The 17691-nt window shown below is 69.9% G+C and carries 25 protein-coding genes and 1 pseudogene; 8 read left to right on the plus strand and 18 right to left on the minus strand.

Going from position 1 to position 17691, the window contains the following annotated elements; translation table 11 throughout:
- The first annotated feature begins 47 nt into the window (after window positions 1-47).
- Window positions 48-1574, plus strand: a complete 1527-nt coding sequence (locus tag ACGFU6_RS22285; protein WP_393613162.1) for a helix-turn-helix domain-containing protein — start codon at window positions 48-50, stop codon at window positions 1572-1574.
- A 68-nt stretch (window positions 1575-1642) separates the two neighbouring features.
- On the opposite strand, the gene ACGFU6_RS22290 is transcribed toward ACGFU6_RS22285, so the two are convergent.
- Window positions 1643-2203, minus strand: a complete 561-nt coding sequence (locus tag ACGFU6_RS22290; protein WP_393613164.1) for a DinB family protein — start codon at window positions 2201-2203, stop codon at window positions 1643-1645.
- A gap of 122 nt (window positions 2204-2325) precedes the next feature.
- Complete coding sequence (locus ACGFU6_RS22295; protein ID WP_393613166.1) at window positions 2326-2709, minus strand: winged helix-turn-helix transcriptional regulator; 384 nt, start codon at window positions 2707-2709, stop codon at window positions 2326-2328.
- A gap of 123 nt (window positions 2710-2832) precedes the next feature.
- Between ACGFU6_RS22295 and ACGFU6_RS22300 the strand changes: the two genes are divergently transcribed.
- The gene (locus tag ACGFU6_RS22300) at window positions 2833-3240 is read left to right on the plus strand and encodes a RidA family protein (protein ID WP_393613167.1); all 408 of its coding nucleotides are present in this window, start codon (window positions 2833-2835) and stop codon (window positions 3238-3240) included.
- 97 nt (window positions 3241-3337) lie between these two features.
- Here ACGFU6_RS22300 and ACGFU6_RS22305 read toward each other — a convergent pair whose 3' ends face one another.
- On the minus strand, window positions 3338-4171 hold the full coding sequence (locus ACGFU6_RS22305) for a hypothetical protein (protein ID WP_393613375.1): 834 nt from the start codon (window positions 4169-4171) through the stop codon (window positions 3338-3340).
- Between the two features lie 286 nt (window positions 4172-4457).
- Complete coding sequence (locus ACGFU6_RS22310) at window positions 4458-4859, minus strand: DUF3592 domain-containing protein (RefSeq protein WP_393613169.1); 402 nt, start codon at window positions 4857-4859, stop codon at window positions 4458-4460.
- Here ACGFU6_RS22310 and ACGFU6_RS22315 point away from each other — a divergent pair.
- Window positions 4844-5119 carry a VOC family protein gene (locus tag ACGFU6_RS22315; RefSeq protein WP_393613171.1) on the plus strand — a complete coding sequence of 92 codons (276 nt, stop codon included), beginning with the start codon at window positions 4844-4846 and terminating at the stop codon, window positions 5117-5119. The genes ACGFU6_RS22310 and ACGFU6_RS22315 overlap by 16 nt on opposite strands.
- Here the strand turns inward: ACGFU6_RS22315 and tgmC are convergent.
- The 8 genes and pseudogenes from tgmC to ACGFU6_RS22355 all read right to left on the minus strand — a co-directional run bounded on the left by tgmC (window position 5046) and on the right by ACGFU6_RS22355 (window position 9683).
- Window positions 5046-6188, minus strand: a complete 1143-nt coding sequence (gene tgmC / locus ACGFU6_RS22320) for an ATP-grasp peptide maturase system methyltransferase (protein WP_393613172.1) — start codon at window positions 6186-6188, stop codon at window positions 5046-5048. The genes ACGFU6_RS22315 and tgmC overlap by 74 nt on opposite strands.
- On the minus strand, window positions 6185-7159 hold the full coding sequence (tgmB, locus tag ACGFU6_RS22325; protein WP_393613174.1) for an ATP-grasp ribosomal peptide maturase: 975 nt from the start codon (window positions 7157-7159) through the stop codon (window positions 6185-6187). The genes tgmC and tgmB overlap by 4 nt, the downstream gene beginning before the upstream one ends.
- 6 nt (window positions 7160-7165) lie before the next feature.
- Window positions 7166-7438: a putative ATP-grasp-modified RiPP gene (gene tgmA, locus ACGFU6_RS22330; RefSeq protein WP_393613176.1), complete on the minus strand. Its 273-nt coding sequence runs from the start codon at window positions 7436-7438 to the stop codon at window positions 7166-7168.
- A gap of 125 nt (window positions 7439-7563) precedes the next feature.
- Complete coding sequence (locus ACGFU6_RS22335; protein WP_393613177.1) at window positions 7564-7791, minus strand: hypothetical protein; 228 nt, start codon at window positions 7789-7791, stop codon at window positions 7564-7566.
- A gap of 289 nt (window positions 7792-8080) precedes the next feature.
- Complete coding sequence (locus ACGFU6_RS22340) at window positions 8081-8677, minus strand: DUF5753 domain-containing protein (RefSeq protein WP_393613377.1); 597 nt, start codon at window positions 8675-8677, stop codon at window positions 8081-8083.
- A 51-nt stretch (window positions 8678-8728) separates the two neighbouring features.
- Window positions 8729-8932, minus strand: a pseudogene (locus ACGFU6_RS22345) (helix-turn-helix domain-containing protein); the annotation flags it as partial.
- A gap of 12 nt (window positions 8933-8944) precedes the next feature.
- Window positions 8945-9409: a DUF6879 family protein gene (locus ACGFU6_RS22350; RefSeq protein WP_393613179.1), complete on the minus strand. Its 465-nt coding sequence runs from the start codon at window positions 9407-9409 to the stop codon at window positions 8945-8947.
- Between the two features lie 28 nt (window positions 9410-9437).
- Window positions 9438-9683, minus strand: a complete 246-nt coding sequence (locus tag ACGFU6_RS22355; protein ID WP_393613181.1) for a hypothetical protein — start codon at window positions 9681-9683, stop codon at window positions 9438-9440.
- Between the two features lie 147 nt (window positions 9684-9830).
- Here ACGFU6_RS22355 and ACGFU6_RS22360 point away from each other — a divergent pair, with 147 nt between their 5' ends.
- The gene (locus ACGFU6_RS22360; protein WP_393613183.1) at window positions 9831-10190 is read left to right on the plus strand and encodes a VOC family protein; all 360 of its coding nucleotides are present in this window, start codon (window positions 9831-9833) and stop codon (window positions 10188-10190) included.
- A gap of 59 nt (window positions 10191-10249) precedes the next feature.
- Here ACGFU6_RS22360 and ACGFU6_RS22365 read toward each other — a convergent pair whose 3' ends face one another.
- The 4 genes from ACGFU6_RS22365 to ACGFU6_RS22380 all read right to left on the minus strand — a co-directional run bounded on the left by ACGFU6_RS22365 (window position 10250) and on the right by ACGFU6_RS22380 (window position 13887).
- Window positions 10250-10963 carry a TetR/AcrR family transcriptional regulator gene (locus ACGFU6_RS22365; protein ID WP_393613184.1) on the minus strand — a complete coding sequence of 238 codons (714 nt, stop codon included), beginning with the start codon at window positions 10961-10963 and terminating at the stop codon, window positions 10250-10252.
- Between the two features lie 181 nt (window positions 10964-11144).
- On the minus strand, window positions 11145-11942 hold the full coding sequence (locus ACGFU6_RS22370; protein WP_393613186.1) for a maleylpyruvate isomerase family mycothiol-dependent enzyme: 798 nt from the start codon (window positions 11940-11942) through the stop codon (window positions 11145-11147).
- A gap of 146 nt (window positions 11943-12088) precedes the next feature.
- Window positions 12089-13039: an NADP-dependent oxidoreductase gene (locus tag ACGFU6_RS22375; RefSeq protein ID WP_393613188.1), complete on the minus strand. Its 951-nt coding sequence runs from the start codon at window positions 13037-13039 to the stop codon at window positions 12089-12091.
- 98 nt (window positions 13040-13137) lie between these two features.
- Window positions 13138-13887 (minus strand): DODA-type extradiol aromatic ring-opening family dioxygenase, encoded by a 750-nt coding sequence (locus tag ACGFU6_RS22380; RefSeq protein ID WP_393613379.1) that lies wholly within the window; start codon window positions 13885-13887, stop codon window positions 13138-13140.
- A gap of 270 nt (window positions 13888-14157) precedes the next feature.
- On the opposite strand from ACGFU6_RS22380, the gene ACGFU6_RS22385 reads away from it, so the two are divergent.
- A complete protein-coding gene (locus tag ACGFU6_RS22385; RefSeq protein WP_393613190.1) occupies window positions 14158-14631 on the plus strand; it encodes a MarR family winged helix-turn-helix transcriptional regulator in 474 nt (157 codons plus the stop codon).
- Here ACGFU6_RS22385 and ACGFU6_RS22390 read toward each other — a convergent pair.
- Window positions 14559-14945, minus strand: coding sequence for a transposase family protein (locus ACGFU6_RS22390; protein WP_393613192.1), 387 nt, complete (start codon window positions 14943-14945; stop codon window positions 14559-14561). The two genes, ACGFU6_RS22385 and ACGFU6_RS22390, sit on opposite strands and share 73 nt — an antisense overlap.
- A 958-nt stretch (window positions 14946-15903) precedes the next feature.
- Between ACGFU6_RS22390 and ACGFU6_RS22395 the strand changes: the two genes are divergently transcribed.
- Together ACGFU6_RS22395 and ACGFU6_RS22400 are read left to right on the plus strand one after the other, a co-directional pair.
- Window positions 15904-16035, plus strand: a complete 132-nt coding sequence (locus tag ACGFU6_RS22395; protein ID WP_393613194.1) for a hypothetical protein — start codon at window positions 15904-15906, stop codon at window positions 16033-16035.
- A 98-nt stretch (window positions 16036-16133) separates the two neighbouring features.
- Window positions 16134-16532: a VOC family protein gene (locus tag ACGFU6_RS22400; protein WP_393613195.1), complete on the plus strand. Its 399-nt coding sequence runs from the start codon at window positions 16134-16136 to the stop codon at window positions 16530-16532.
- 22 nt (window positions 16533-16554) lie between these two features.
- On the opposite strand, the gene ACGFU6_RS22405 is transcribed toward ACGFU6_RS22400, so the two are convergent.
- A complete protein-coding gene (locus ACGFU6_RS22405) occupies window positions 16555-17001 on the minus strand; it encodes an anthrone oxygenase family protein (RefSeq protein WP_393613197.1) in 447 nt (148 codons plus the stop codon).
- An 89-nt stretch (window positions 17002-17090) separates the two neighbouring features.
- Here ACGFU6_RS22405 and ACGFU6_RS22410 point away from each other — a divergent pair, with 89 nt between their 5' ends.
- On the plus strand, window positions 17091-17669 hold the full coding sequence (locus ACGFU6_RS22410; protein WP_393613199.1) for a TetR/AcrR family transcriptional regulator: 579 nt from the start codon (window positions 17091-17093) through the stop codon (window positions 17667-17669).
- The last annotated feature ends 22 nt before the right edge of the window (window positions 17670-17691 follow it).

Raw genomic sequence — 17691 nt, forward strand, 5'->3', positions numbered from 1 at the left:
CACGCCGTGGCTTCGTACGATCGTCGGAGAGCCGAGGAGGGTGACGTATGCGTGTGGCCGATGTGCTGGGTATGCCGGAGCTGGGACTCACGCTGCTGACGGGGGAACGCGGTACCGAGGGCGCCGGGACCGGCGAGGCGCTGGAGCGGGAGGTGCGGTGGGTGTACGCCACCGATCTGCTGGAGCCCGCCGCGTTCCTCAACGGTGGAGAGCTCGTGCTGACGAGCGAGGGCTGGTACCGCACGCCCGCCGACTGCGTGACCTTCGCCGCCTCCCTCGCCGCGGGCGGCGCGGTCGCCCTGGTGGCCGGGGACATCCTGCTCGGCGAGGTGCCACCGGCCCTGGTCGAGGCCTGCGCCGGGTTCGGCATCCCCGTGCTGGCCGCCGCGCCCGAGATCAGCTACAGCACCCTGTCCCGCACGGTCATCGAGCGCGTCAACCGTGAGCGCGGCCAGGAACTCGTCGATGTGCTGGGCCGGCACCGCAGGCTCGTCGCCGCCCTGGTGGAGGGCGCCGACCTCGGCGGGCTCGTCGCGATGCTCGCCGCCGAACTCGGCCACGACTGCTGGGCCGTGAGCATCGCGGGCCGCCCGCTGGCCGGTCCCGCCGCCTCGCTCCCCGCCGCGCTCCGGCGTGGTGAGCAGGCCGCCGACGGCTGCACCGTGCTGCCGATAGGCCGCCGCAGCGCCGGAGCCGGGTTTCTCGTCGTCCGCGATCCGCTCACCGACCCGGCCGCCCGCGAATCCGCCGAACAGACGGCGGAACTCATGGCCCTGGGCGGGGCCCGTCGCGACGAACGGCGGCGCACCGAGCAGAAGTTCCACGCCGAGCTCGTCGAACTCATCGCTCAGGGCGTCCCGGCCGCCGCCCTGGCCGCCCGGCTGCGCACCGCGGGGCTCGCCCCCGGCCGGCCGCTGCTGGCCGTCACCGCACTGACCCGGGGAGCGCCGCAGCCCTGGGACCTGGCCTCCGACCTGGTCGAGAGCGCCCTGGACGAGAACCCCGGCACCACCACCGTCGTGGCGGGCGGCGAACACGGACTCACGATCCTCGCCTCACCCGCCCCGGGGCTGGACGACGTACGGCTGGCCGAGCGGCTGCGGGTGCGGCTCGCCAGGCTCGAACCGGCCGTGGACGGGGGGCGGATCGCGTTCGGTCTCGGCGCCCTGGCCCCGGAGGCGACGGGACTGGCGCGCGCGGTCGAGGAGTCCCAGCACGCCGCCCGCCTCGCTGCGCTGCGGCCGGAGCGGCTCGCGCTGGTCACCGCGTACGAGCTGGACTCGCACCTGTTGCTGCTCGCGGGCGTCCCGGCCGAGGTCCGTGCCGCGTACCGGCAGCGGCTGCTCGGCCCGATCGCGGCGTACGACGCGGAGCACGGCGCGGACCTCGTCCACACCCTGCGGGTGTTCCTGGAGACCAACGGGTCCTGGCGCCGGGCGGCCGCCGAACTCCACCTGCACGTCAGCACGTTGCACTACCGCATCGGCCGCGTCCAGCAGCTCACCGGCCGCGATCTCGCGGTCGCCCGCGACCGGGTGGACCTCTACCTCGCCTGCGCCATCAACGAGGGCTGAAGCCGCACCCGGCCACGGCTGCCGGCCGGCCGGCCGCCGTCGGCCGAACGATCGCTACGGGCCGGCCGTTACTGCCCCACCCGCCCGTCGACGCACTCGCGCAGCAGGTCGGCGTGGCCGCAGTGGCGGGCGTACTCCTCGATCCGGTGGACCAGCAACTCCCGTACCGCGATGCCGTCCTTGCCCAGGCGGGTGCCCAGGTCCGGATGTCCGGACAGTGCGGCGTCGGTCGCGGCCTGTTCACGGGCCAGGTCGGCGTAGGCGGCGTCGACCACGGCCGGGTCGGCCACGGCTCCCTCGAAGTCGGCGTCGCGCTTGCCGTAGATCTTCGGCTGCGGTTCGCCGTCGGTGATCCAGTTGCGCCAGTCCCGCTCGACCTCGGCGAGGTGCCGCACCAGGCCGAGGAGCGACATGGTCGACGGCGGAACGGCCCTGCGGGCCAGCTGTTCGGCGTCCAGTCCCTCGCACTTCATCCGCAGGGTGAGCCGGTAGTCCTTCATGAAGTCCTGGAGTGTGGCCAGTTCGCCGTCCGGGCTGACTCCTTCGCTGTTGCGGGGGTCGTCGTCGGGGTCGGCCCACATGTCGGGGTAGACGGTGGCCTGGGTCCATCGTGCGGGTTGGTCGCTCATGCGTTCCATGGTCGTCCGCGAGGGGGCGTGACCGCCAGTGGTTTGCCGCTGCCGAGGGACCACGCCCGGACCGGGCCGCGCGGCTCTCCGGGCGGCTTGTCAGGCGTCGAGACCGAGCCTTGTCAGGCGTCGAAGCCGCGGCGCGCGGTCTCGATGTGGCCGAGGTACCGGTGGGTCCAGTCGCACATCGCGTCCACCGTCGCGCGCAGGGCCCGGCCCGGCTCCGTGAGGGTGTACTCGACGCGTGGCGGGACGGTGGGGTGCACGCACCGGTCGACCAGGCCGTTGCGCTCCAGCATGCGCAGGTTCTGCGTGAGCATCTTGTGGCTGATGCCGTCGACCGCGTCGCGCAGCTCGGTGAAGCGCAGGGTGCGTTCCCCGACGGCTTCGATGATCAGGAGCGCCCACTTGTTGGCGACGTCCGAGAAGATCTCCCGCGCCAGCGAGTCCGCGCGTGTCAGGTCCGCTTCGTCCTTGGGCGAGCCCTTGAACTGCTTGGTCACCATGAGGTTCCCCAGTCACCGAAAAGTGCGTTCTTCCAAGTCAGCGCACACTCTCCTACGGTTCCTGAGTAACCACAAGAGAGCGAACGCGTCTCTCGCGATCACGACAGGAAGGCGGGCGGCAGCATGGCCATCACGCTGGTGAACCCCGATGGATTGCCCCAGGTCGACGTCTACCGGCAGGTGTCGGTCGCATCCGGGTCGAAGCTCGTCTTCGTCGCCGGACAGGTCTCCTGGGATGCCGAGGGGGCCACGGTCGGCGAAGGAGATCTCGCCGCGCAGGTCGAGCAGTGCTACCGCAACGTCGCCGCCGCTCTGGCCGGAGTCGGTGGAACCTTCGACGACGTGGCGAAGCTGACCGTCCATGTCGTCGACTGGACCCCCGACAAGATGCCCCAGCTCCTGGAAGGGATCTCCCGGGCGACTGCGAAGCTGGCGATCACCTCGGCCCCACCGGCCACCCTGCTGGGCGTGGCGGCACTGGACGTTCCCGCCCATCTGGTCGAGATCGAGGCCACCGCGGTCCTCGACTGAGGGGCGGCGCGGCCCGGCCACGCGTACCCCGCCGGACACCATCGCCGGCGGGGGCAACGGGCAGTCGGCGTACCGCCTTCACCGCCGACTCCTACCGCTACCGCCGGGTGCGGTCCGCCCGGGGAACCAGCCCCGCGCGTACGGCGCTCATCCTGGCCCGTACGCCCTGCACGGGCACGGCGCCCTCGGGGCCCCTGGTGGCGGAGGGGTCGGGACCGCTGCCCCGGCACGGGCCGCACATCCCGCCCGTCAACGCCTCCGGTGCGGCCGGTGCACGGCATTCGCCGCACTCCAGGGTCCGCAGCACGACCGCGCGGGGCGGCGGAGCGGCGACCCGGGTGGGCGGGAGCTTGTCCAGCAGGCGTCGGCGTACGAGGGCGGCGGCGTGGTGGATGCGGGGTGGGAGGCCCTCGGTCAGGGCGTGCAGGATCTCCGGTTCGGTGGCGCCGCGTTCGAACCATTCGCTGACCTGTGGTTCGAGCGTCACGCAGTCGGCCTGGGAGAGCGTGAGCGCGGGTGTGTGGCGTCCGAGGGCGGCGAGCAGGATGAACGACCGGGAACGGGTGGGGCGTTGGGGCGCCTGCTCTGGGGGTACGTCGCCCCGGGTGAAGGCGTCCCACCACTCGTCGCCGCGCGAGGTACGGGAGAAGAACGTGCGCGTGACCCAGATCAGCGCTTCCTCGGTCGCGACGCACTCGCTGCCCCTGCGCAGATGACCAGCCTCCTGGAGCCGGTTCAGCGTGGTCCGCAGGGCGCACTGGCCGTACGGGAGCGTCTTGGCCAGGGTATTCACGGAGATGTCGGCGCCGTCGCACAAGCCGTCGACGTACGCGGCGACGGCGGCGTCGCGGGGAAGCAGATGGGCGAAATCCGAGGTGGTACGCGGACGTTGGCCCGGCGCGGAGCGCTTGCCGTACCCGGGATTGGCCATCGGGTGGTCAAGCGTGGGCGGCGGTACGGGAACGGGGGAGGGGGCGGCGTTAAGCTGGCTGACAGCCATGAGATCGGTCCTGACGATCGAAGTGGTCAGGCCCCTGCTCGGTGTTATCGCACCGGTGGGGGCCGACGTGATTCGGCTGACGCTAGAGCGTTGCTACCGTCCGTCGCAAGTCGGTCACAAACGGTCAACTTGCCGGTCAGGGTGGGTGGGTGGGCATTCAGACCCTCCACCCATTCCGCTGAAAGAGGGCTCGGAACTCGACGCTTGAGCCCCGGGCTCAACGGCCGGTGGCCAGCATCCAGATCCCGATGGCCGTGAACAGGGTGCCGATCGCGAGAAGCCCCCCGATATCCCAGATCCGTCGCCGGGTGAGGTCGATTCGCGCGCTCTTGGGAACGTCGTGCGGCAGGTATCTCACCGGGACGCCGCCGCCCACGGGAAGGCCCCTGACTCCGGAGGCACCGGCCTGGAACGTGTGCCGGCTGCCGTGCGCGTCAACGAATTCGATCACCGCGAAGCGGGAGGGAGGGCCCCCTTCCTTTCCGGCGCCGCGCAAGTTGTGGCGGACCACCAGGCCGCCGACGCGGATGCCCTTGCGCCGGAGGCGGTGCTGCAACACGGCCTCGGAGGTGCCGAACCCGAGGACGGCGAGACCTGCCAGCAGTGACATCGCAACCATCACGGCTGCCTCCCCTCCCATGCCTGTCATGTGAGGGGACGCCGCGCCGGCCGGGGCGGTTCCTGGTGCGATCGCCGCGCAGGAGCCGCCTCCACCTGGACTTCAGCCCCGAGGACTGGGACGCGGAGATCGAACGCTTCCTGGCACTCGGCGCCCGCCCCTGCGGACGTCGGTCAGTCCGGGGCGTCAGATCGGCAGGTCCCAGCCGGCCCCGTCCTCGGTGCCGAGCCACACCCGCTGACCTGCGGCCGAGACCGTGATGCCGAATTCCTCCTGGTGGGGCTCGCCGGCGTCCTGCCAGTGCTGTACCGCTCCCTCGACTCGATCCCACAGGCGTACGGGCCCGCGCTGCACGACGTTCCAACCTCCGCAGGCGTTGGGCACCGTCCGGGCCTGGGAGCCGGTGGACACGTCCCAGAGGAGTTGTTCCGCTCCCGCCCCCATGCGTTCGGCCGAGGGCGCGGCGAGCTGTGCGACCCAGCCGCCGGTCCAGTTGTCGAGCTTCGCAGGGTCGATCCGGCTCGGGCGCTCCTCGCCGGGCAGCAGGGCCGGTGCGGGGCGGGGCGGTCGGTCGTGGGTCCGGGCCATCATGAAACTGGTGTACCCGGGCAGGAACCGGCCCGTGGCCAGCCCGGGGCCGGTGACATCGAGCAGAACGAGGGCGTTGGCGTAGCCCCATCCGGACAGGGTGGTCAGGATCCGTCCGCCCGGCCTCACCTGGTGCAGCCACGGGAGCGGGATGTACCGGACCGAACAGGTGGCGATGAGCCGGTCGTACGGTCCGCCGTCCGGGTCGCCGCGCAGCCCGTCACCGATGATCAGCCGGGGCGCGAAACCGGCCGCCTTGAGGGCGGTGGCCGCGCCGCCACCCACCACCGGGTCGTACTCGATGCTGGTGAGGTAGGCGTCCCCGAGGCCATGCGCGCCGAGGGCGGTCGAGTAGCCCGTGCCCGTGCCGATCTCCAGCACCCGGTGTCCGGCCCCGGCACCGAGCTGATGCCACATGCGCAGTACGAGCGACGGCAGGGTGGACGAAGACGAGGGGGACCCGGTCACGGTGGTCTCTGCCACGTCACCGGGGCTGGTCCGCCCGTCGAGTTGAGTGATCAGGGTCTCGTCGGAGTAGACCCCCTCCAACCACTGGGGCAGGCCCTCGCGGACGGGGCGGTAGGCGGTCGGGACACTGCCGGCGACCGCCACAAAGTAGGAACCCGTGAACAGCTCGCGGGGCACCGCCCTGGCGGCGCTGATCCACTCGGGCTCCGTGAGAGTGCCGTTCTCGGTGAGTTTGTCCACGAGAGCGGCGCGGAGCTGAATCGCTGTGTTCACGTGCGGGGCCCTTTCTCCAACTGGTCGTCGATGGCGTGGGCGATGGCTGCGGTAGTCCCGCCCGGCTGCCACGCCCATTGGCCGTTCGGGTTGCACTCAAGGAAGTACCAGTCGCCGGAGGCGGTGACGGCGAAGTCGAACGCGCCGTATACCAGACGAAGTTCGGTCAGGTAGGCGGTGACCGCCCGGGTGACCGCTGCCGGTATCTCGACCGGTGTGCACGTCATCAGATCCTGGCGGCGGCGCCAGTCGAGATCCGGGCTGTCGATCCGGACCCCGAACGTCCGGTCGCCCACGGCGGTCACCCGTACGTCGAATGCTTTGTCCACCCTGGTCTGGAACAAGTGGGGGCACGCGGACACGGCATCGGTGATCTCGTCCCCGTGCACGTCGCGGACCCAGATGCTGTGCGGCTGGTCGTCAACACGGTACTCCGTGTTCCACAGCGGCTTGTAGACCACTCCGCCGTGGTGCGAAGCGACGAACTTCCGTGCTTCTTCCGGTTCGTTGGTGATCACGGTGCTGGGTACCAGGAAGCCGCAGCGCTGCGCGATGGCGAGCTGCGCCGGCTTGAACTCGGCGGCCCGGTTGTTCCACGGGTGGTTGACGTAGCGTGCTCCGGGCAAGGACGCGAGGATACCCCCCGCGCCCCAGAGCGCTTGTTCTGCCGCGAACCGGCGGTCCTGGTCGCCCAACCGGTCGCACAACCGGGGCGGCGGCCCGTAGGGCGAGGGTCGACGTACCCAGACCGACCGCACCCGGGTGGTGTCGAGTATCCGGCTTGCCGTGCGCAGGGTGCCACGCTGCTCGCCCGTGCGGTACGTGGCGGTCAGCGAGGCACCCGCGTGCAGGTCGGCGCCGGGGTCGAGGCGGACTACGGGGACCTGGCGTTCGGAGAGGAGCCGCAACACCATGTCCGCTGTGACGTCGTACGGGTTGGTCAGCACCAGTGCGGATCTGCTGTCAGCCATCAGTCATCAGCCGGAACTCTGGTCCTGGTCGTAGGACTCGGTGCTGTCCGCGTCGGTCGCGCCGCCCGGACCTGCCCCGTCACCAGGCGTGGTCGTCGTGGGCGTCAGCCCGCTCGTGCTGGTTCCGTGGCTGCCCAGTTCGACCGTCCGGCCGTGCGCGTCCACGATCACCGCGATCTGCGTCTCGGGGTCGATCACGGGTGTGGACTGTGGAGCCGAGCTGGTTGCCGCATATGGGCCCATTCGCTGCGTGCCCCATGGTGCGGGTGTCTGCGTCATCTGTTCTGCGCTCCGTCTCTTGCACATGGACCCCTGCCTTGAAGTCGCCCTCCTGCGGCCTGCCGACGGAGCCGGTCCGGGTACTCGTTCGGCGCGGCTGCCGGGTCGGGCCACACGCCGGAGTCTCAGCCGGCGCGGGTCACGCGCGCATGGTCGGTGTACTCGCGCCGGTAGAGATCGTGGCCGGGGTTCATGCCCGTGTGCCGCAGTGCCCAGTCCTGCGCGTCCTCGGGGCCGCCCTGGGGGCCGGACGACTTCTCGCACCCATAGGCCGTGCAGTGCAGTTCCGCCGTGACGCCGCCCTCGGGCGCGTGTGTGATCGTGTGGTCCACGTACCGCAGCACGGCCCGCATCAGTGCGCGTCCTCAAGGTGCCGCCGCAACTTGACGTTGCAGTCACTCACGCCGCTACCGTCGCCGTTCGCCTGGGCCCGGTCTCGATCGATAGTGACGTGATCGCAGTGAACACACACCCAGCGACGGGTGTGGGGTCAGGGGCCAGTCTCAAGGGGAGGTGTACCGGACTTCCCTGTGTTGTCTGCGTCTTCATGCCTGCGTCCCCCTAGCGTGGTCCGATGACGGCCACGCTAGGGCGACTGAAGCCCCGGCTCCTAGTCAGTTCTACTTTGTTGCACGCGACTTTCTACCGCACAGCATCAAGTGCGGCCGTCACTAGCACGCGAGCGTCCGGGCCGTATGCTGCCAGCTCCTTGAGATCTGCCCACGCCTTGACGTACATCCCGACTTCGCCCGGTGCGGTGAGAGTCACCTGAGCCGTCAGCAATTCCACGTGCACGCGCCGGTCGTCGAAGATGTCGAACGTCTCAAGTGTCCACATGCTCCGCTCTCGCGTGGTGAACGGGATGATCCCCAGCGAGACGGAGGGTAGCGACATGATCGACAGTAGATGCCCCAACTGACCTGCCATGGCTTCCGAGTTGCCCACCTGGTAGCGCAACACCGATTCCTCGACCAACAGGGCGAACCGGTGCGTTCCCTCGTGCAGGACGCGGGCGCGGGCCATACGGGCGTCTACCGCTTCCTCTGCGTCGTTGGGGGTGCCGTGAAACCGGCTGATGGACGAGAGCAGAGCAGCGGCGTAGGCGGGCGTCTGGAAGAGCCCCGGCACGACGTGCGAGGCGTAGCCCCGGTGCAGCTCGGTGCGCTCGTACAGCGGGATGCGGGCCTCTTGCAGCCTACGCAGGCCGGTGCGCTGCAGTCTCTTCCACTCCAGATACATGGAGTCCGCCGTACGCGATGCGGCCACTATGTCGGCCGCCTGATCACTCACCCCGCAGGCAGCACACCATGCGCGGACATCCGCGTCGGACGGGGGCGTACGAGCGCTCTCGATGCGAGAGGTCTTGGACTTGTGCCAGTTGCAACGGGCTGCCAGCTCATGCCCCTTCAAGCCGGCATCCAGGCGCACTTCCCGGAGCCGTGCCGCAACAGCCTTGCGGGCACTCTCGACACTTGATGACTGGTACCGGGGCATGAGCTGGAACGGCTAGACCGCGTACCTCTCGTGCGGGGTGGCGCGCTGCCACACGGTTTCGAACGCCTCGCTGAACTTCTTGATCACTGACGGGTCATCGCACATCTCGTTGCAGTCCAGCGCGCCGTTTCCGGTGAAATGCCCGAACCTGATCAACCGGTCATCGAAGATCCACAGATCAGCGCCCGGCAGGAGAAGTGTTGCGGCGTCCCTGCGCGCCAGCCACCGCACCTGTTCCCCGGCTTCCTGGTTGAGATGCGTCGCCTCGTGCTCAAACCGGATGTAGTCCGTGACTGGCTCGGAGATCACTCGTGCCCGGCGCATCTCCACGCCACGGTCAACTGCTCCCCGCACCAGATCGGTCCACGACCGGAAGTCCTCGGCAAAGGCTGGAGTGATCGCGCCTGCCCGCTTCCAATCGGCGAAGCGGCCCCCGTCGTCGTACCCCTCGTACGTGTCCCGCAGTTCGAGGTGCACGGCGGAGCGGTGACAGTCCCCGATCAGCTCACTGAACGGTGGAACGCTGCTCGGCTTCATCGCACGCCTTCCTGATCAGATGCACCATGCTCGCTGGAACACGGATCACTGCCTCGGAGTCGGGGATGTGCCCGATCGTCAGGCACTCCGCTTCCGTATCGTCGTCCGCCTTCCACCCCTGGAACACCATGTCGGCCGACGTCTCGTCCACCCACACGGTGGGGCAGTTGTCGCCGTTGGTGTTCGGGTCCTTGCCGAAGAACAGTAGAGCCATGACCGTGACCCCTGCCTACTCGGTTGCGTCTTGTTGCACGAGCGTCACCCAGGAGAGCGGGCAGCGTCAAGAACGCCGCATGCGGGCAACTTGCCTCCCGCCGCGTCCCTCCCGTCCGTTACGGTCTCGGGGATAGCCTCTGGTCGCATGGGACTTATCTGGGAACAGCTCGCCGTTGACGCCGCCGACCCGGGCGCCCTGGGGCGCTGGTGGGCCGAGGCGCTCGGCTGGGCCGTGGTGACCGACACGTTCGAGGAGTACGAGATCAGGCCGGAGCCCGACCGGATGCCCGGTCTGCTCTTCATCCGCGTACCGGAGGGGAAGGCCGGCAAGAACCGCCTCCACCTGGACTTCCGCCCCGAGGACCAGGCTGCGGAGGTCGCACGGTTCCTGGAGCTCGGCGCCCGCCCTGCGGATGTCGGCCAGTCCGGGGACGAGTCGTGGGTGGTCCTGGCGGATCCCGAGGGCAACGAGTTCTGCGTGCTGAGGGAGCACGCCGCAGGGTAGCCCTCCGACGCGGCCAGACCCCAGCGCCCGATGCGGTCAGATCCCCGTGCCCGACGCGGTCAGATCCCCGTGCCCTCGGCGGAGACGTCCTCTGCGGGTACGGGGGTGGCCCGGATGCCGTTGATCAGGGTCGCGATGCCCCACGCCATGCGCTGCTCGGCCGTGCCGGAGACCAACTGCGAGGCCAGCTCCGCGATGTGCGGGTGGGTGCGCTCGGAAGTGCCGTGCAGGGTGTCCGTGAGGGAGTCCCACTCGGCCTGCGTGTCGGCGGACTGGTCCCGCGTCGCCTGCTCGGCCGCCGTCGCCGTCGTGTACTGCAGCAGTATGTCCACGCCCCAGGCCGCCTGGGCGGGCGCGATGCCGCCCTCGTCGAGCAGCGCGAGCACTGACTCGACCAGCCGGAGGTAGTGCGTGCCGGTGGGCCGGATCACCAGTGCGGCGCGGGCCAGGCCGGGGTGCGCGAAGAGGGTCGCGGTGTACGAGGTGAGCAGCCCCTCCAGCCGCTCGCGCCAGTCGCCGCCGTCCGCGACGCGCAGCGGTCCCAGCAGCTCGTCGAGGATCGCCGCGTGCAGCTCGGCGGTGTTGGCGACGTACACGTAGAGCGAGGCCGGACCCGTGTCCAGCTCCTGCGCCAGGCGGCGCATGGTCACCTTGCCCAGCCCCTCGGACCGCATGATCCCGACCGCCGCGGCCACGATCCCGTCCCGCGACAGGGCGGGCTTGGCGGGCCGCTCCCGGCGGCTGCGTCGCGGTGGGCCGCTGTCAGTTCCCATGCGGCCCACCGTAATGAACGGCCTGAGGGCGAACAAGTTCGGACCGAACGCGTTCGCGTCGTACGCGTTTGTGTCGTACGTGTTCGTGTCGTACGTGTTCGTCTTGAATCGCCGTACCTGACCGAGTCATCTACGGGCGGGAGCAAGCCTCGGGGCGTACGAGGTGGCGCGCCGTCACGTCCTACTCATCCGGGTCCCAGGAGCCGAGCTGGTCGAGGATGCGTTGCTCGCCGCCGAGCTCCACGGAGTCGAACGGGATGCGGCCGTGCAGCATGAGGACCAGTTCGCTCGCCGTGCCCCGGGCGGAGACGTCGGCCGCGTCCGGGTCCTGGACCGCAGCGGTGGCCGGCCGGGCGCCGGGCCCGGGGAGAGGGGCGGTCCGGGCGCCGTCGGCGGAGAGGGAGAGGCGCCAGGAGCGGCCCTCGGACGCGTGGAAGTCGACGGCAGCGGGCTTGTGCGGCCAGGCACTCGTCGTTGCGACGCAGGTGAACAGGAACTCCTCGACACCGTCGAGTGCCACGTCGTCCGGGAGCGGCTGCGGGGCACCTACGGTGATCTGGGCGTCGTACGTGTGTACCGCCATCTGCTGGAGCTGGTGCCGGGCGACGGCGCCGGAGGTCCGCGGCGACTGCGAGTCACTCCACCAGGTCCAGCAACCGAGGTCCGGACCGGCCTTCCTCAATGCGTCCAGCAGTTGCTCCGTGGACTCCGCCAACCAGGCCAGCAGGGCCTCCCGCTCTTGAGGCGCGGCCGGGGCGCCCTGCGCTGCGGACTTGGCCGGAGCCGGCCCTGCGGCGACGGTGGCGGCCCAGTCGCGGCGCCCCTCGCCGATGTGCTGCGCCAGATCGAACAGCGTCCACTCGGGGCAGGTCGGCACCTGTACGCCGAGGCTGGGCGCGGAGGCGACCGAGGCGCGGAAGGCGGTCGACCGTTCGTCGATCAGGCGCAGCAGAGCGGGGAACTCAAGTGTCGTTGTCACCTCGCCTCTTTATCACCGCGTTCCGACAATCGGACAGCGGTTTTGCGGTACGCATCGAGTGCGTGAGGACATCGACCGCCCGGCAGGAGCAGGCTCGAACCCCGGCCCCTCGCGGCTTCAGAGCCGTCCCACGGCACCTTTCGGACTTACCTCGGTGATACCCCGGGAACGAGCACCACCGTCTTTCCGGGCAGCCGCCCTGCGCCGGCGTCCTCGTGCACGGCGGCCAGCTCGGCCACCGGCCGGTGGGCGGCGACGTGGACCCGTAGCCTGCCCGCATCCACCTTGGCCACCAGCTCGGCCAGTTGGGCTCCGTCGCTGCGCACCCACAGGTTCGCGCTGCGCACCCCACGGTCGGGGTCCTCGGGGACCGGGCCGGCCGAGCTGGCGGCGACCCCGCCGTCGGCGACGTAGTCCGTGAGCTGCGCCAGCTCCTCCGGAGAGACGCGGACATGGTTCACGACGACCTGGAACGGACCGCCCACGGCGGCCGGCCCGTCGGCGAGCGCGAGGGGGCCGACGACCCGGTGTGCGCCGTAACCCCGGAGGCGGTCGGCGTGCTGAGGCGCGTCCACAGCGGTGACGTGTGCTCCCGCGTCGACGGCGAGCTGGACCACGAGGCTGCCCACGGCGCCCCCTGCCCCGTTGACCAGGACCGTCTGACCGGGTTTCAGCTCGGCCAGCTCGAATGTCGTCTGCCAGGCCGCGAGGCCGGTCAGCGGGAGCGCGGCGGCGTCGGCCAGCTCGGTCGTCCGGGGTGCAGGGGCCAGCGACTCGGCCGCGACGAGCGCGTACTCGGCGGCGCCGCCTGCGGAGTCCAGGGGCAGCATCGCCACGACCCGGTCACCGACCTCCGGACCCGTCACGTCCGCGCCGAGTTCGGCGACGGTGCCCGCCAGGTCGATCCCCGGCACGTACGGGAGGGTGATCGGGATCATCTCGGCCAGGAATCCGGCGCGGATGTGGTCGTCGACCGGGTTGAACGACGTGGCCGCCACCCGCACCAGCACCTGCCCGGGGCCGGGGACGGGGCGGTCCACCTCTTCGTGGCGAAGGACGTCGCTGCTGCCGAACTCGTGGATACGCATTGCCTTCATGGCATTTCCTCCGGGGTGATTGCAGTGATTGCAGTGATTGCAGTGACTGCTGGGATTGCTGGGATTGCGGTGAGGTGCCGGTGATCGCGGTAGGGCGCTCAGGTCAGCTGCACGGACCGGGTGGAGTTGCCCATCACCACGCGGTCGATGGCGCTCACGGCGCTGCCGGGGTCGTCGGCGGCGCCGACGGTGAGCAGCAGCGGGACGAAGTGGTCGGCCGTCGGATGGGCGACGGCGGCGCCCGGCGCCTTGTCGCGGTAGTCGGTGAGGGCGTCGACGTCTCCCCGGGTGAGGGCGTCGACGGCCCATTCGTCGAAGGCCTTGAGGGTGGCGGCGAGTTCCGGCCGGCGGAACACGTCGAAGCTGTGCGTCATGAAGCCCGAGCCGAGAACGAGGACGCCCTCGTCGCGCAGGGGCCGCAGGCGCGCCCCGAGCCGCAGCAGGGCGCCGGGGTCGAGGCTGGGCATCGACAGCTGCACGACCGGGACGTCGGCTGCGGGATACATGGCCATGAGCGGGATGTAGGCGCCGTGGTCGAGGCCTCGGTCGGCGAACTCGTGCACCGGTGTCCGGCCCAGCAGCCCCGTGAGCCGCCGGGCCAGGTCGGTGGCGTCCGGGGTGGCGTAGGTGAGGGTCTTGTACCGGGGGTGGAAGCCGCTGAAGTCGTAGTGGAGCGGCCCGCCGGCCGAGGCGCGGGAGATCGCGGCCGGTGCTCGTTCCCAGTGGGCCGAGATGACGACGATGCCCCGGGGTTTGGGCATCGATCTGGACCAGTCGAAGAGGTCACCGAGCCACTGCGGATCGTCGAGGGTGAAGGGGGCGCCGTGGCTGACGAAGAGGCTGGGCACGGAACCGTCTGAGGGGTTCCACAGCCGCTGCTCGCGCGCCTGTGGCAGGACCCGGGCGAGCAGGTCGTCGTAAGCGGCTGCCGGTGCGCGTAACGGGAAGGGGGAAGTGAGGCCGTCCGGGGGCGGCAGCTTGCTCGTGTCGGTCATTGAAATCGGCTCCTTCACTTTCCTCGGCAAGTGTTTTTACTTGCCGAGGCAAGTCAAAAGGTAGCCTGGAATCACTTGCCCAGGCAAGTGATGTGAGTTGCCGGGGCAAGTAGGATGGGGTTCATGGACACCCAGTCACCCTGGCTCGACGACGACCAGCAGGACCTGTGGCAGGCGCTGCTCACGGTCGTCATCGCCCTCCCGGCAGCCCTCGACCGCCAGTTGCAGCGAGACGCCGGCATCTCCAACTTCGAGTACGGGGTGCTGGCCCAGCTGTCGATGTCCGACGGCGCCACGATGCGGCTCAGCGACCTGGCCCGGGTCTGCGACAGCACCCAGCCCCGCCTGTCGAAGCTGATGGATCGCTTCGAGGCCCGCGACTGGGTCACCCGCCGCCCCGACCCCGGCGACGGCCGCTACACCCTCGCCGCTCTGACCGACGCAGGCCGGCAGAAGCTCGTCGAGAGCGCGCCGGAACACGTCGCCCAGGTGAAGCGGCTGGTGTTCGATCCGCTGAGCGCCGCTCAACGCCGCCACCTCGCTGCGGCTCTCGCCCCCATCGCGGCCACCGTGCGCCGGGAGCTCGAAGGGGGCTGAGCGCCTGCTCGGGGTAGCGGGGTGGCGGGGAGATCGACGACCCCGGCGGTACGGGCGTGGGCGGTGCCGGCGGAGATGTCGAAGCCGGCGGCTATCCGGGCCGGCGTGCCGCTCTTGCGCAGGTACGCCAGACCCGTGAGCACACGTTGGTGCTGCGGGAGCTCGCGGCGGCGGCGGCGGTCACCGGTGAGCCGGTGGCTGATGACGGGCGTGTAATGAATGCACCGTTGGTTCAGGGCTGCATTCTCGCCTTGTTGCGTATGAAGAGGTGGGTTGCTCCGTACATGCAAACAAGCATTCCGAGAAGAATCCACCCTCCCGTGTTCCCGGAGAGGATGAGGGCGATCGAAAAGATCACTCCGACTACTGACAGGATTTTAGCGAATAGCATGTAACGCTTTATGGCCGCTTTCTGCTCGACCGTCCATGCGACGTTGGGCATAGTGCTCCTTCCGGGTGGGAATCGGAGTGGATCCGGGGGTTGCGCAGAACGTACCGGCGGTGCCTCCGGCCACGCTCCCGGCGACCTTGCCCCATGGAGTTCAGGGTGCCCCCGGACTCGCGGTTGAACCCTGCGTCCATCCCGGCGGTCGACGTGCCGGCCGAGCCGAGTCCGGGAGTAGTCCGTCCGTTTCTCCCCGCCCGGCCGATCGCTCCTGCCTCGTTCGTCAGGTAGGCGCGGCCTGAGGCGAATGCCCTTCGTTCAGCTGCTCCCGCCCTTTCGATTGCGTATCAGGAGGTACACAAGGATGCAGATGCATGTAACGCCCATCACGCCACCGAACAGGGGCATGACTCGGCTACTTCCGTCTCTGGTAAAACCAAGGATCAATCCGAATACCGACGCGCACCCGCATAGCGCAAGAAACGCCAAAAACCTCTTGTCGATCACGGTTTCCTCGCCCTCCGTGCGGCCCGTCGCCAGCGGCCCCGTGTAGTTGACGGACCGCCATCCCGTACCCGTGCCCGCTCACTCCACACCACGGCAACTCTTGCAACTCCTCGTATCGTTGTGTCGCCGGAGAGGGCTCCCGACGGACGGGGAGGCGAAGCGCACGGCACTCGGCAGGAACCGGCGGGCCGAGCCCTTCGAGGCGGGGCACCGGGACTCGATCAACCAGTTCACGGTGGGCCGGATGATGCGGCACACGATGCGGAGTCGACCCGGGGCGAGGGCGCCCACGCGGTCCGGTTCATGAGGAGGCGCGGGGGCGACGCGTACATGGTCCCCGGCGTCTACCTCGTCCCCGTCGAGGGGAGTACGGGGACGAGGTGCTGACCTTTCCGCGCAACGGCCATGGCGACCGCTGGTACTTCATCAAGCACGACGGTCTCGACAAGCGTCTCGCCTTCGCCCTGGCCGTGGTGCGTGAGAGTGAGATCTTCCGCGCCGACCAGCGCTGAGCGGAGCGTTGTCAGAGGCGGGTGCCACGATCTGACCACCGCTACCCCTGAGCGCGTCGCGCCCCGATGGCTCAGGTCCGATGCACCGGGGAGTGCCCATGAGGATCCATCTGTCCAGCGTCTTCGTCGATGACCAGGAGAAGGCCGTGCGCTTCTACACGGATGTGCTGGGCTTCGTGAAGAAGAACGACGTCCCGGTCGGTGCGGACCGGTGGCTCACCGTCGTCTCGCCCGATGACCGCGACGGGACCGAACTGCTCCTGGAGCCGGACAGCCACCCGGCGGTGAAGCCGTACAAGACGGCGCTGGTCGCGGACGGAATCCCGGCCACCTCCTTCGCCGTGGACGACGTGCGCGCCGAGTTCGGCCGACTGCGCGGACTCGGCGTGCACTTCACGCAGGAGCCCGTGGAGATGGGCCCGGTCACCACCGCGGTCCTGGACGACACCTGCGGCAACCTGATCCAGATCATTCACATCGGGCCGTCCGCGTCCTGAGGCCGGTACTCCCGCCGGGCACTCAGACGAGGGCGACGACCAGCAGCGCGAAGGCGGCGACGATGACGGCGACGCGGACGTAGTGGTAGCGGTCCCAGCGGCTCATCTGCTGCTTCCAGTCGGCGGGCCGGTTCTCGGGGGTCCAAGCCTTGCTCCGGTTGTTGATCGGGACGAGCAGCACGACCGACATGATCACGCTGACGATCAGCAGCGCGCCGGCGGTGACGGTGAGGCCGGTGCCGGGGTGGTGCCGTCCGGCGACGGCCCAGACCGCGACGAGGACGAGCGAGGTGATGTACCAGACCGGCATCGCGGCACCGAGCATCCGGGCGCCATGAGCGCGGCCGAGCTGACCGGCGTCACCGGGGAGCGCGTTGAAGATGCGGTTGAGGACGAAGGCGACGGAGAACTCCACCCCCACCATCAAGCCGACGGTCACGGTGGTGAAGACCTCAAGTGCGTTGAGCATGGCGACCTCCCAAAATCTAGTGTTGCTAGATAATGAGGCAACGCTAATGCTTTCATCGCTCGGTTGTCTAGCGGTGCTAGGATCGAGGTATGTCGGTACAGGAACGCAAGCAGCGCGAACGGTCGGAGCGTGAACGCCTCATCGTGGCGACGGCCCGCGAACTCGCCGAGCAGCAGGGCTGGGACGCGGTCACCACCCGCCGGCTCGCCGAGCGCATCGAATACAGCCAGCCCGTCCTCTACAGCCACTTCCGCGGCAAGCGGGAGATCATCGGCGCCGTCGCCCTGGAAGGCGCCGCCGAGATGGCCGCGACGCTGCGGGCCGCGACCGCAGCCGCGGCCGGCCCCCGCGCCAGGGCCACCGCCCTCGCCCGCGCCTACCTCGACTTCGCCGCTCGCAACCCGGCGGTCTACGACGCCATGTTCCAGCTCGACGGCGGCCTGGCGTTCGCGGCGGAGGACACCCCGGAGCCCCTGAAGGACGCCTTCGCCGCCCTGCTGGAGACCCTCGGCGCCGTAGCGGGCGACGGCGTCCACCCGGCCCTGTTCACCGAGGTGTTCTGGGCGGCCCTGCACGGACTGGCGACCCTGACCCGGGCGGGACGGCTGCCGCCGGAGCAAGCCGAGCGGCGGACGGAGCTGCTGGTGGACCGGCTCGCCGTCCTCTGACCGGTCACTGCCGGCGGGCGCG

The sequence above is a fragment of the Streptomyces sp. NPDC048462 genome (genome assembly GCF_043200175.1).
GTDB lineage: Bacteria > Actinomycetota > Actinomycetes > Streptomycetales > Streptomycetaceae > Streptomyces.